We start from the raw sequence: 12,620 nt of genomic DNA, 5'->3' as shown, positions 1-12,620 counted from the left end.
CCTGGTATTCCCATTGTAATTCATTTTCCGTTTTCTACCTATCACAAAAAATAAACAGGTACCCTTTGTCGTATATTTCTAATACGATAAAAGAATACTTTTTTTGAAGGAGGTCTTTCCCATGACCAATCAACATCTCTTCTTATTCGGCGGTGGTCCACCGTTTACGGAAGGACTCGCCCGTCGTTTCGCGAGCGTTTGCGCATCGGCCGGTCCCATCGCTTTACTGTACGTCCCGCGCGAAGGTACGTCATGGATGTCCTACGCCCCCGTCTTGACCGGTCCGCTCGAAGCGCACGGGAAGACGGACTTTTTCCACTTCCCGCTCTCCGGGCATCCGACCTTGTCTCAGCTTGCGACGCTGAAACAAAGCGCCGGGATCATCATCGCCGGTGGTGAAACGGAGCGGTATCAACAGTTCATCGTTCACACACCAATCGGCGCCATCATCCAAGAACGGTACCGGTCTAGTGTCCCGGTCGCCGGTTTTTCTGCCGGAGTCTTACTCGCGCCGGGCCAGTGCCGGATTCCGGCGATTGATCAGCGGGACGGCCGGGACTTAGTCCTTGAAGGGCTCGGCCTCTTACCGGACGCCGTCCTCTCCGTCCATTACGATACTTGGGATGAAGCCGCGAATTTACAACAGGCATTTATTACGACCGGAAGCCTGTCCGGCTACGGTTTACCGGAACGGACAGGGATTTACCTCAAAAACAATCAACTCGTACGACAGGAAGGACCAATGCCTGTCGTGCTCAAGCGAACGGAGGAACACACATGCCAACCATCGTCACCGCCGTCAAAGGCATCATTCGGCAAGATCACCGAATCCTGATCGTCCAGCGTGCCGCTGCCGACTCGGGTGGCGGGACCTGGGAATGTCCGGGCGGGAAGATTGATTTCGGGGAGCAACCGGAAGCGAGTCTGATCCGTGAAGTTCGGGAGGAAACGGGACTCTCAGTCACGGTCGACCGGATTGCGTATACCTCCAGTTTCCTGACCCATCCAGGCCGTCAAGTCATCTTACTCGTCTATTTCTGTACGGCGGAAACCGATGCTGTCAGCTTATCGGACGAACACGACGCCTATCTTTGGGCTGACGAAGCAATGATTCGAAAACAGATTGCACCGAACATCTTAACGGACTTTGAGCGGTATCAGATATTTCCTCAGCTCGTCTCGACTTGAAAACACGTCACGTGAAGTGGCGTGTTTTTTTGTTGTCCTGCCCACCAGGACAGATCGTCTTTTTCCTGAAATGCAACTTCCTTGATGCATCTCGTCACGAGGTTGACGTCGTCATTCCTTAAGTAAATTTACATATTTGTTTAATTGCTCCCAAATATATATTAAGATTGTTATATATTGAAAATCAGCTTAGCGCCAGCTTCAGGGATGTTGAGAAAACAGACGGGTGTGCTTAAGTGAAAGGAGTGCGGCATGAAAAAACGAATGTACCTTGCATTACCGCTAGCGGCCCTGTTACTGACGGGATGTGCGAGCGACGAGGAGACAGTTTCTTCGACAGACACGAAGACGGAGGAACGTGCTCCAAAAGAAGAGACGCCGCAGACGAGCGACGTCAAAGAACCGACAGCGGACATCGTTAAAGAAGACGCGAAACAGGAGACGCCTCCTGCAGAGCCGGTTGCGAAAGAGACGACCGAAAAAAAATCAGACACGACAACGGATCAAAAAGAAACAGAAGACAAGCCCTCGGTCACGGCGTCCAGCAATGATCCGTTTGCCGGATACAAACAGATTCAAGTCGATGGCGGCGACCAGTCCGGCTCGCGTCAGGCGAACGTCGTCGTCGATATCGGGTTCGGGGACCGCGAGTACTGGGCATTTACGAACAAGCATGGACAACTCGTCAAAGTCATCGCCAAAAAGATCACCTTACAAAATGATAAAACGGAAGACGTGACGTCAGCCGGTCGCTACTATCATGATGAAGCGAAGGTCCCGGGTGTCGAACACCGTGATCTTGATGAAGGACATGTCATCGCCGATTCGCTTGGCGGTGTCTCGAACGCCTACAACATCACACCACAAGACAGTACGCTCAATCGCCACGGCGATCAAGCGTACATGGAAGATACTATCCGTAAAGCCGGTGGTGCGACGAATTTCGAAGCGATCATCCGTTATGAAACGACGAAAACGCAAATTCCTTCGAGTTATCAGTACACGTACACAATCAAAGGCAACGTCATCGTCGACAAGTTCGATAACGTCAACCCGGATGGTGTCAACGCGTCGCTCGGTCTGACCGAGAGTCCGGAAAGTAAACCGAAGGCTGAACCAAAGGCAGCGCCAAAAGCAACACCAAAAGCTGAACCGAAGGCGAAAACGCCTGCCGCTTCGACACCAAGCACGACGCCGGAAACGGGCGGTGACGTCTCAAGCGTCGATGCGAACGGAAACGGACAAGTCACGATCCAGGAAGCGAAGGATGCCGGTTTCAGCATGCCGATCCGGAGTGACCACTGGCTCTATCCGTACATGCGGGACAACGATCACGACGGCATGGTCGGTGAATGACAACACGAAAAAAAGGCAGGCTCCGCGGAGCCGCCTTTTTTTTAATTATGTGTCATATCATAACCGACGACTTTGTTGCGCCCCGTCTGCTTTGCCTGATACAGCGCCTGATCGGCTTTTTGGACGACTTCAAACGCCGTCTTGGCTTGGTCGGACGATGCGACCCCCATTGAAAGCGTGACATGGAAAGCCGGATACGGTTTGAAGATGAAGTGTTGATCGGCGCACGCCGTCCGAATCCGTTCCCCGAGTCGCTCCGCTTCACGGTGCGAGATATCCGGCAGGACGACGACGAATTCCTCGCCGCCATACCGGGTGACGAGTCCCGTTCCCGGACAAAACGTCGTCAACAGATGACTGAGTTGCCGTAAGACGACATCCCCGCCATCATGTCCGTATTCGTCATTGACCGACTTGAAGAAGTCGATATCGACGATCAGGACCGAGAAGGCATACCCGTGTTTGTCATAGTCGGCCAATGTCTCATCGAGTTTCCGCCGATTGGCGAGATTCGTCAGACTGTCCGTCAAGGCAAGCTCCTGCTGGGCTTGGACGAACTGGAAATGTTTCCGTAACTCCTGCAGGAAACGAAACGTCACGTACCCTCCGAGAAGATTGAAGATGATGTAGACGAATGACATCTCGAAAAACCGAATGAACGTATCCGTCAATAAGTACAGGGCCGGCAAGCTGTAGCCGATCCCGATGCTCAGTAGGACAAGGTAGTCTTTGAACGTCTGGGCAGCAAAGCGACGGTAAATACTTGCCGTGACGAGTAAAGCAAGACAAATCAGCGTCGCGAGAATCAAACCTTGGTAGACACCGGGTGGCGTGACGAGAAAACGGGCCCCGATGACGGCGACCGTCGTCAATGCGCCACTGATCCAGCCGCCGTAATAATACGCCGTGACGAGCGCGACGAGTCGTAAATCAATCTTCGCTCCATCGTAGGAGATACTGTTTAGGACGAGCAGTGCCCCGATCACGCTTGCAATCAATCCGACGGCAAGTCGGATCCGGATTGAGGAGTGCGGTGAAATGCGTTTGATGTTGCGCATCGGTAAGAAGGCGAACAGCAGGGACGTAATCAAAAGGGAAAAGTTTAATAGAAACTGGTTGAACTGACTCAACACGACGATCGACATCCCTTCAAAAAATAGCTTTTTCTGTCTATATCTTCTTTATCGTCTTACCGGCACCCTTTTTCTAGCCGTTTTGCAGGTTTTCCATTTTCTTAAAGGGGAATCATTATGACAGATGCATCTGTTAATTCGTAAAAGGGGGAACTACCTGTGGACATGAACGAAGAAAAACGAAAAAGTAAAATGCCTTTCTTCATCGGGCTCGTCATCGTCATCTTTTTAATCGTCGCCGCTGCGTTAATCATCTACGTCACGTCTGAACCGAAAGAGGAAACGCAACAGCTCCTCCAACTGACGGTGAGCCAAATCACGCCGTACTTACCACTTGCCGGCTAACGACACCTTACTTTTTTTCAACCAAAAGGGCAGACCGATTTTCTTCGGACTGCCCTTTCCTTCTGCCTACATGACATACCGTGCCTCTTTCTTATCGATGATATTGCGGACCCGGTTTTCAGTCACCCCGTACACGAGCGCAAGCTTTCGAATCGACGCTTCGCCCGTCCGGTAGCGCCGCCGGATCTCCCGAATCTGCCACGCCGACAATTCGACATGGTCCGTCAACAGCAGATCGAATTCAGCGAGCAAGGAAGCATAGGCTTGACTCGGCGAAGGCTTGACCGACAGATTATCGATGTGGTCGTTCAACCGGTCATGATCCGCCCGGACGAGACGCTCCTGGCAGGCAGTCGGGTCAAGAAACGCCCGGGCGACGAGTTCGCCGACGTAAAACCGTTCACCGCGTCCGTGCTGATACAACGTCACTTTCCGGTAACCTTCCTGATTGATGCGCGGACGCAGGAGGACACCTGTGCGCCGCTGTTTGACGCCACGGCTCGTCTCGACAATCCGGTCGAGCGAACGAACATTTCCCGACGTCGACACTTGATAACTCCCTTCATATCCTTGTACCATCTTCCAATGTTCCATCTGCCCGAACACCCTCCATTCGTTGTGACACGCCATCCGTTGTTATCTCCATTATATCATTTTACGAACAAACGTTCTAACTCCAACGTGCTGAACCGGTATGGTAATCTAACAAAAAAAGGAAACGGGGTCTTTTGATGAAATTTGTTTTATTGCTCGGTCCGCAGGCGGTCGGAAAAATGACGATCGGTCAGGAACTCGAACGGTTGACCGGGATGAAGTTGTTTCATAACCACCAGACGATCGATTTGCTGTTGCCCTATTTTGACTTTTCAAAGCCCGCCCATCACAGGCTGAAGGACTTGATCCGCCGGGAGATGTTCAAGGAGATGGCGATCAGTGATCTCGAAGGTGTCCTCTTCACGTTCCTCTGCCTGTTCGGGGTCGAAGGCGGAGGGATTGAGTTCATTGAGGAAACGGTCGCATTGTTTGAAGAGGCGGGTGCCGACGTCTATATCGTCGAACTCGAAGCATCCGTCGCGACACGTCTCGCGCGAAACAAGACGGAAAACCGGCTTGCCCATAAGTTTACGAAACGGGATCTCGCCGCTTCCGAAAACGACTTGCTCGAGACGGCAGACGGCTACCGGACGTCCTCCCTGCCAGGAGAACTGCCGTACCCGAACTACTTCCGCCTGGATACGGAAGGACGCTCTGCCGCTGCAAGTGCCGAAGCAATCTGTGCCCGCTTCGGTTGGTCTTACACACCCGTCAGGTAACGTCATGAAAGGGGAATGCCGCTTGAAGTCGCACCGGAACGAATACCACTCTCTGATCCTGACTTTCATCCTCTTGATTGTCAGCATCCTACTGTTCTTCGGGCTGAACGGACGGACGTTCCCGAATATGAGCCTTTGGGTCCCGATCAGTCTGTATTCGCTCGTCGGCGTCGGCTATGTGATGTCACTCCTGATTGCGCTCCGGTTGAAAAACACTGTCATCAAGACCTTCAGCCTGCTTGCCACTCTGATGCTGTTGCTCCCGCTCGTGATTTGGGTTTATCTCCTGCTGCTCGCGAACGGCATCTCGGAACCTTAAAAAAAGAGGACAAGCCGTTCGCAGTCTGCGACGCGGATTGTCCTCTTTTTCGTTTAGTGCGTCAAGGCTAACGAAAATCCGTCATCCGTTCTCTCAAATCCACTCTTCTCCCAAACGACGGCTTCCCCGCCTCTGCCCGTCACGGACGGTAACAATAATGTCCGTGCTAAATAGGCCGTGATGACTGTCAACGCTTCGTTGAGATAACCGTCCATGTCAAAGACATCGTCTGCCCGATAGGTCAGTTCCCGCTCCCGAAAGTGAATCGTCGCGACAGTTCGTCTACTGCGTCGTTCCCGTAACACCCAGTCACATCCATCTTGCATATCTGTCGCCTGTATCAATAGACGGGACGTCGTAAAGTCAGGATGGCGTCCGTTCATCTTCATTCCTCCCCTGTCACGTCAAACGTTGCCGTCGCGTAAGCTTGCCCATTAATTAAGATGGTCACACGATGCGTCCCCGGATAGTGGACGCGTGTCGTCAAGTTCCGAAACGATTGCCGTTTTGTAAACGTCTCCCGTCAAGCCACCTGTCGTTCACTAATCCGAAAGACCTTTTGACTCATTCCCCGCTTTTTGACATAATCAATCGCATATTCAATCCGCAGGACTTGCGGTTCCGTCGTCGCGAGGCTAAATGTAAACGACATCTCGCCTCCGATCGGCAGCGACGGTGTCACCGTCAAATCATCGACCGTCACCGCGCCGCGTGTCACGAGACCAAATGCCTTCAGGACGTCCGGGTGTCCTTGTTTGAGCAACGTCCGTGAAGCGTGACGCAACACCCAGTCCACACGGGGATCGGTCCCGAGCTGATCGAGTCGTTCAATCACAAGTTCCGGGTGCGTCTTCGTGATGTCGTTCAAGTGATTGGCGACACTCTTGCGGACGTAAAGTGAGTCGTCGGTCAGCAACCGGTCGAGCAGCGGCAGAACGGGACGCGGATCGGCAATCAACGCCGGGATGGCCTGTCCCCATGGCAGGCGTGGTCGTGTCCCTTCCGATGCCAGGCGCCGGACATGTTCATCGTCCGACGTGCTCCAGAGCAGTGCCTGTTGCAAGTACCGGTCTTGATCGCTCAGTAAAAACCGCCGGACAGCGAACTCCGCCGTCGAATACGGCGTCAGTCGTTCGAGTGCCAGCAACGACCGGTCCCAGTCGTCGCCGTAGAGCTCGATATAGTCGGGAAACACGATCCCGGCGAGTCCCGTGAACTCCGGGGCAATCCGTTCGAGTTCTGTCGCCGCCACATCAAATTCACGTGGCACATACGATCCAAGCGACGTCGAAATCCGGCGGACCCGTTGTTTGAAGGCGAGTTCCTCCCAGTCGGCTTGTTTGATGTCCTGCTGCAGCCGCGGCGCATCCAGCGCCCGACTCAGGCGGTCGAGCCAGTCGTCTGAAAAAACATCTTTAATCAGTGCCATGCAGCATCCAGTCCTTTCGTCGTTCGGTTTCGAGTAACGTCGCTTTCCGGGCGAGCCCGCCGGCATATCCGCCTAAGTCGCCATTCGCCCGAATGACGCGGTGACACGGGATGACGAGTGCCAGTTGATTGGCACCGTTCGCCCGGGCGACGGCCCGGACAGCAAGCGGATTGCCAATCCGGATGGCAAGTTCTTGATAGGAAATCGTCTCCCCGGATGGAATTTGCTCCAACTCGGCCCAGACGAGACGCTGGAATGGTGTCCCGTACAGTTTGCGCGGCGTCGCGAACTTGTTCAGCGTCCCGTCGAAATAGTCGGTCAGCTCCTGTCCGATTTGCTCAAAGATGATTGATTCCCCCGGGACGATGACGGCCCGTGCCGCGAGACGAAGCCGTTCGATCTCCCGTTCCAGTCCTCGGCGATCGACGAATTCAAGCAAATGAAGGGCTGCGTCGTCCGCAATCGCGAGCATCGGACCGAGTGGCGTATCGAGCCATTTCGCCTGCAAGTAAGTCCCGTCCCAGCGTTTTGGTGTCGCACCCATGATTTTTGCGAAAGCATCCCGAAAGCCGCTGCTCGATTCGTAGCCACCCGCGAGCTGGGCCTCGATGACCGGTTTCCCGGTCCGGATTTCTTTCATCGCCAGTCCCATCCGACGTGAGCGGGCATACTCGACGAACGTCATCCCGAAGCGTTTTTTGAATTGGCGGCGCGCCGTTGATGCATCGAGTCCAAGTTCCCGGAAATCGGCCTCCTTAAAACGTTTTTCCGGTGTCGCTTCGACAGCGGCAACAAGACGGCTGATGATGTCACTCGCACCGGGGTGCGACAACGGTTTACAGCGGAGACACGGGCGATACGAAGCGAGTAAGGCTTCTTTCGCCGTCTTGTAAAATTCACAGTTCTCGCGTTTCGGTTTCCGGGCAGGACAGGACGGCCGGCAAAAGATGCCTGTCGTCTTGACGCCGACGAAGAACCGCCCTTCATAGGTCGCATCCCGGCGGACGAGTGCCGCATAATACTCTTCTGTTTGATGGTCCTCCATGCGATCGCCTCCTTTTCTACAGTATACCGAGTTCTTTCGTCGCGATGTCGCCGAAAATCAGGCATCGATGTTTTTGTTTTTGCGGCGTGTCTGATCCGGACGCGTGTCCACTTCAAAAAAATCCGCCTCTTCAGCCGCAGGTGGCTGAGAAACGGATTGTGCTTTCATTTAACGCTTTGGTTTACGTCGCAGGAGGAGGAACGTCACCAAGGCACTGAGCAATAGACTACTGACAATCCACGGTAAGATACGCGGGACGATACCTGGCTCGACTGCACGATCTTCGACCGGGATGATCTCGCTCGATGTCAATGGATCCTGCAACAGATGTTCAACTGCCACTGCATGCAGTTCTGGTGTCATGAGAGCTATGAAGACGACGAAGACGAGTACTACTACCACGCCGCTGGTTCGTTTCATTGTTCCTCCTCCTTTCCTGACTTCTATTCTAGTGACCGTCCTCTAACAGAGATTCGTTTCCCGAAGAATGCGGGAGTAGGAACGAATCTTGAACCCTTCAAAATCATTGAGGCTGCAATCTAATGCAACTGACTTAAACGTCAGTCTTTACAGAGGCAAGGGTGGCCGATGTTACATCCGCCACCCTCCTCTCGTCTAAAAGAACGCACGCGCTTCAGGCGACTTTTTTGAGTCATCTCCGTCAGACGGCTTATTGTTGTTCACGACGACCGCGGAGTGCAAAAAATCCTAGGAGTGAAGCGGCTGCAATTCCGAACAGTGACCATAAGATACCGGCTGACGATTGAGTTTCAGCGGCTCCACCAAGACCTGTGTTCGGCATGCTTGCTGGCGTCCCTTGGAATTTATCAGGGAATTGATCGACGATTGCTGTCGCTGTTCCTTCACCGACTCCGTACATATGACCGTAAGCTTCACGGATTGCCGGGTACGTTTTATCGTAGTCTTTTTCATTGTAGCTGTTGAAGGCGAGTAACAATTGATCAACGTGCATCTTCAAGCCTTCTTCCAGGTCTTTTGACTTCAGGCGACCTTCCGTTGCTGCATCAAGGAAGGCAGCTTGTTCGACACGGTATTCGTCGAGCTCTTTGACGGCCATGTCACGTGCGTCTTCATCTTCCGCCCCCGTTGCTTTGACATAGTCGACGAAGTAGCCGATGTGGCTCGACCAGATTTTTTTGAATTCTTTCGCTGCATCACTACCGTAGACCGAGCCGATTGATGCTGTCAGGTCGTCCGTGTTTTCACTGAGTGCACCGGCTGCGGCATCAAAGTCTTTTGCTCCTTCAATCCCTTTTTGCATCGCAAGTATTGCGAGTGCCGCGTGTTCCGAGAAGTTGTGGTTCAGACCGGCACGTAAATCGGCTGCGGGTGTATCGACTTTCGTATTTTCAAATTTATCCGGGTATTGATCGACGATTGCACCGGATAAGCCTTCCCCGACCATGTACATATGCTCGATTGCTTTTCGCAAATTGCTGTACGTGGCGTCATAATCACCTGCAACGTAACTGTCGAACGACGTCAAGAGTTGGGTGACGTGGACTTTTAAGCCACCTTCGAGATCAGCTGCTTTCAATCGCCCTTCCGTTGCTTTATCCAAAAAGGCTGCCTGTTCGACGCGGTACGAATCGAGGTCATCGAGCGCTTTTTGTTTTGCTTCCTCATCTTCTGCCCCTGTTGCTTTCACGTAATCGACGAAGTAACCGATGTGACTTTTCCAAATTTCTTTAAAGGCTTCTCCGCCTTCATCCCCGTAAACTGATCCGACGGCTGCTGAGAGATCATCGGCATTTTGATTCAGTGCACCTGCTGCTTGATCAAAATCATCCGCCCCATCAATCCCTTTTTGCATTGCAACGACTGCGAGGTAGGCATGTTCCGATAAAAGCTGATCGAGTGTCGCCCGGAGGTCGGACGCTGGTGAGGAGACATCGAGAGACATGTTTCCGGAGCTGGCCATCTTGCTGTGATCTTCATGACCATGGGCACTGACGCCGGTTGCCGGAATCAACAATGCGGCACTGAGTGGAACTGCGAGAAACGACTTTTTCATTTTCATCTTGTAAACACCCCTTTATTTTTTTGGACTACACATAGATAACGTAAGAAGTTCACAAATAGTTTTGATTTTTAATATTTTTCCCAAAAAAATAAAGACTTCGGCAGCGAAGTCCTTATTTCCCATTAATGATGTCCATGATGATCCGTCTGTTCCCCTGCCGGTACGGCCTGTTTCAATAAGCTCTGTGCCGCCTCGAGCTCTTTTTCTGACACATCCCCCACTTGAACGAGTGCTTTTGGTGTGTAGACATGCGAACCGACATGGACCATACCATTGACGAGATAGACACCGGCTTTTTTAAAAGGAATACTGCTGACATAATGTCCCTGTTTCTGTTCTGCCATATACGTTTCTGTCTCGTCACTTCCTACTGGCGTAACTTGAACATGCACCTGATCGATGGCTTGCGGGTTCTCAATTTCAAGCGCGACCGTCGTGTTCGTGTCTGCTGCGATTTTCTCCGGTGCGTAAAGTCCGACTTTCATCGCAGGCGCAGCCGCTTTTGTCTCGAACTGACAGCCGGCCAGTAACACCATACTACTGGCGAATAAACCTGTTAATACGATCCGCTTCATGCTGCCGCCTCCTTATTTCCTTTACGTCGACGCGTGAAAATCAAGAAATCGAGTACGAGGATCGTCATGACCGACAGTGCCGCGAGTGGCATCGTCAAACTGATCACTACAATCAAACCGGCAACGATTTTTTGCACGCGTTGATCACTCGCCCGTTTTGGTGGCGCTAGTTTTCCCGCGCCATTTCGGCGTTTCCACCATAGAACAAATGAGCTGACGACGATGAAGATTAATCCTAGACACAGTGCTAATCCGACGAGTTGATTCAAGAAACCAAACAACCGTCCTTCATGAAACCCAATCCCAAGCGTAATGCCCTTCGCGAGGAGTCCGTAGTCTGCATAAGAGACATTGGATAAGACCGTTCCCGAATATTGATCGAGATTAATCGTCGCTTCTTTGGTCGGCGCACTTTGAAGAGAGGATAACGTATAGACCCCTGTCTCCCCTTGTGGAAGTGTAATTTGATACGGGCGTCCCATCCCTAACTGTTTCGCTTCAGCCGCGACTTCCGTCACAGACAGTGTCAACGGTCGGGCTGGTCCCGAACTCGGAACGACGTCGTTTTGTGTCGCCCAAGGAATATCCGTCGCAATGTCCTTCGTGACGATTTTTGACGCCATACTTTCATCCGGTCCGTACGCAAACTGTGGATAATTCGAATTGGCTTTCGTCGCAATCGTATTGATCCACTGACCTGCGACACCCGACCATGCGAGTCCGGAACCGATGATCACGAGTAATCCAATCGTTGACCAGACGGCAACTGAACCATGAAGCCCCTTCCAAAAATTACGTGCTCCGTTTTTCTGTCTGAAGGACGGGAAAAATACACGCTTGAAGCTCCCCGTTTTCCCTCGTGGCCAAAAGAGATACGTTCCTGTCACCAATAAAATGATTGCCCAGCTCGCTGCAAGTTCGACGAGAAGATTTCCGGCTTTCCCAGCAAACAATTCCCCATGAATTGTTTTAATAAAGCCGAGTGGTCCTGCCCCGAGTCGTTTCCCCGTCACTTCACCCGTGTATGGATCAACATAGACATATCCCGACTCCTCTTTGAACGTCACGCCAATCCGTGTCGTCCGGTCTTGTTGCTCAAACTGACCAAGCGAAGAAATACCCGCCTCTGGATATTTGTCCGCGACAGCTTTCATCTGATCTTCGAGCGGCAGACGTTGCCCTGTCTCTTCCGTGAAGATCATGTCACGGTACAACATATCCTCCAGTTGCGGTTTAAATAAGTAAATCGATCCTGTGACGGCAAGTATGATAAAAATCGGTGCAAAAATAATGCCTGCATAAAAATGCCACCGCCACATCGATTGGTACCAGCTCTGCTGCACGCGCGAAGCTTGATTCCGTTCTTTCATGATCATATCCCCCGTTCTTTCCTATATATGTCCCACATGTGAACACGTCTTTAATTATAAGCGGTTACATCAAGCCAACTTTTAACACACTATGGCGAATTCTTGCCAATCCAGTGTTGTTTCTGCGTAGTCCCTATGAAGAAAATGCACACATACTGGAGTCTTTTTTCATAGATTCCACAAATGACTTAAAAAAGATTTCACTTTTTTTTGTTTTTTTAAATCCAAACGAAATCCGGGTGCGTATGCTGTTCAGAACGATGAGGAAACGAATTACCAGATTGGTTAAAATAAAACCCAAATTTGAAAGGATGATTACAAATGAAACACACTAAAAAATTCGCAGCATCAGCAATGGCAGCAGCACTCGTATTACCAGGAACGGCGGCGTTTGCATCAGGCGGTTCAGACGACATGATGCATGAGGACAAAGCAAAAAACGTCACGGTCAAAACGAAAGCAGCAGATCTTCGTGCGACACTCGACCAATTGCTTTCTGAGCA

Annotated in this window: 15 protein-coding genes and 1 pseudogene; 7 read left to right on the top strand and 9 right to left on the bottom strand. The window is 51.9% G+C overall.

Going from position 1 to position 12,620, the window contains the following annotated elements; all coding sequences use genetic code 11:
- Window positions 1-121 precede the first annotated feature (121 nt).
- The 3 genes from KNP99_RS09885 (at window position 122) to KNP99_RS09875 (ending at window position 2,544) form a co-directional block, all read left to right on the top strand.
- Window positions 122-835, top strand: a complete 714-nt coding sequence (locus tag KNP99_RS09885; RefSeq protein ID WP_214805600.1) for a Type 1 glutamine amidotransferase-like domain-containing protein — start codon at window positions 122-124, stop codon at window positions 833-835.
- A complete protein-coding gene (locus tag KNP99_RS09880; protein ID WP_214805602.1) occupies window positions 778-1,188 on the top strand; it encodes an NUDIX hydrolase in 411 nt (136 codons plus the stop codon). The genes KNP99_RS09885 and KNP99_RS09880 overlap by 58 nt, the downstream gene beginning before the upstream one ends.
- Before the next feature lie 252 nt (window positions 1,189-1,440).
- Window positions 1,441-2,544 (top strand): DNA/RNA non-specific endonuclease, encoded by a 1,104-nt coding sequence (locus KNP99_RS09875; RefSeq protein WP_214805604.1) that lies wholly within the window; start codon window positions 1,441-1,443, stop codon window positions 2,542-2,544.
- A 41-nt stretch (window positions 2,545-2,585) separates the two neighbouring features.
- Here KNP99_RS09875 and KNP99_RS09870 read toward each other — a convergent pair whose 3' ends face one another.
- Window positions 2,586-3,677: a GGDEF domain-containing protein gene (locus KNP99_RS09870; RefSeq protein ID WP_214805606.1), complete on the bottom strand. Its 1,092-nt coding sequence runs from the start codon at window positions 3,675-3,677 to the stop codon at window positions 2,586-2,588.
- A gap of 165 nt (window positions 3,678-3,842) precedes the next feature.
- On the opposite strand from KNP99_RS09870, the gene KNP99_RS09865 reads away from it, so the two are divergent.
- A complete protein-coding gene (locus KNP99_RS09865) occupies window positions 3,843-4,022 on the top strand; it encodes a hypothetical protein (RefSeq protein ID WP_239456898.1) in 180 nt (59 codons plus the stop codon).
- Window positions 4,023-4,088: 66 nt separating this feature from the next.
- Here the strand turns inward: KNP99_RS09865 and KNP99_RS09860 are convergent, their stop codons facing one another.
- Window positions 4,089-4,616, bottom strand: a complete 528-nt coding sequence (locus KNP99_RS09860; protein WP_214805608.1) for an NUMOD4 domain-containing protein — start codon at window positions 4,614-4,616, stop codon at window positions 4,089-4,091.
- Window positions 4,617-4,753: 137 nt separating this feature from the next.
- Here KNP99_RS09860 and KNP99_RS09855 point away from each other — a divergent pair, with 137 nt between their 5' ends.
- Together KNP99_RS09855 and KNP99_RS09850 are read left to right on the top strand one after the other, a co-directional pair.
- Window positions 4,754-5,335: a DEAD/DEAH box helicase family protein gene (locus tag KNP99_RS09855; RefSeq protein ID WP_214805610.1), complete on the top strand. Its 582-nt coding sequence runs from the start codon at window positions 4,754-4,756 to the stop codon at window positions 5,333-5,335.
- 22 nt (window positions 5,336-5,357) lie between these two features.
- A complete protein-coding gene (locus tag KNP99_RS09850) occupies window positions 5,358-5,654 on the top strand; it encodes a hypothetical protein (protein WP_251132069.1) in 297 nt (98 codons plus the stop codon).
- A gap of 53 nt (window positions 5,655-5,707) precedes the next feature.
- Here the strand turns inward: KNP99_RS09850 and KNP99_RS09845 are convergent, their stop codons facing one another.
- From KNP99_RS09845 to KNP99_RS09815, 7 genes are all read right to left on the bottom strand, one after another.
- Window positions 5,708-6,037 carry a hypothetical protein gene (locus KNP99_RS09845; protein ID WP_214805612.1) on the bottom strand — a complete coding sequence of 110 codons (330 nt, stop codon included), beginning with the start codon at window positions 6,035-6,037 and terminating at the stop codon, window positions 5,708-5,710.
- A 140-nt stretch (window positions 6,038-6,177) separates the two neighbouring features.
- Entirely contained in the window at window positions 6,178-7,083 is a 906-nt protein-coding gene (locus tag KNP99_RS09840; RefSeq protein WP_251132509.1) for a DNA alkylation repair protein, read from the bottom strand.
- Complete coding sequence (locus tag KNP99_RS09835; RefSeq protein WP_215193198.1) at window positions 7,070-8,128, bottom strand: bifunctional transcriptional activator/DNA repair enzyme AdaA; 1,059 nt, start codon at window positions 8,126-8,128, stop codon at window positions 7,070-7,072. The genes KNP99_RS09840 and KNP99_RS09835 overlap by 14 nt, the downstream gene beginning before the upstream one ends.
- Before the next feature lie 168 nt (window positions 8,129-8,296).
- Window positions 8,297-8,548: a hypothetical protein gene (locus tag KNP99_RS09830; RefSeq protein WP_214805616.1), complete on the bottom strand. Its 252-nt coding sequence runs from the start codon at window positions 8,546-8,548 to the stop codon at window positions 8,297-8,299.
- Window positions 8,549-8,798: 250 nt separating this feature from the next.
- Window positions 8,799-10,169, bottom strand: a complete 1,371-nt coding sequence (locus KNP99_RS09825; RefSeq protein WP_214805618.1) for a copper amine oxidase — start codon at window positions 10,167-10,169, stop codon at window positions 8,799-8,801.
- Window positions 10,170-10,294: 125 nt separating this feature from the next.
- The gene (locus tag KNP99_RS09820) at window positions 10,295-10,747 is read right to left on the bottom strand and encodes a hypothetical protein (protein WP_214805621.1); all 453 of its coding nucleotides are present in this window, start codon (window positions 10,745-10,747) and stop codon (window positions 10,295-10,297) included.
- A complete protein-coding gene (locus tag KNP99_RS09815; protein ID WP_251132508.1) occupies window positions 10,744-12,117 on the bottom strand; it encodes a PepSY-associated TM helix domain-containing protein in 1,374 nt (457 codons plus the stop codon). Before KNP99_RS09815 ends, KNP99_RS09820 begins: the two co-directional genes overlap by 4 nt.
- A gap of 321 nt (window positions 12,118-12,438) precedes the next feature.
- Here KNP99_RS09815 and KNP99_RS09810 point away from each other — a divergent pair.
- Window positions 12,439-12,620: pseudogene (locus KNP99_RS09810) on the top strand (copper amine oxidase); the annotation flags it as partial.

Origin of the sequence: Exiguobacterium sp. s95 (assembly GCF_018618655.1) — a bacterium.
In the GTDB taxonomy this organism is placed as follows: Bacteria; Bacillota; Bacilli; order Exiguobacteriales; family Exiguobacteriaceae; genus Exiguobacterium_A; species Exiguobacterium_A oxidotolerans.
The sequence above is the reverse complement of the archived record's forward strand: the minus strand, read 5'-3'. Positions and strand labels throughout refer to the sequence as shown.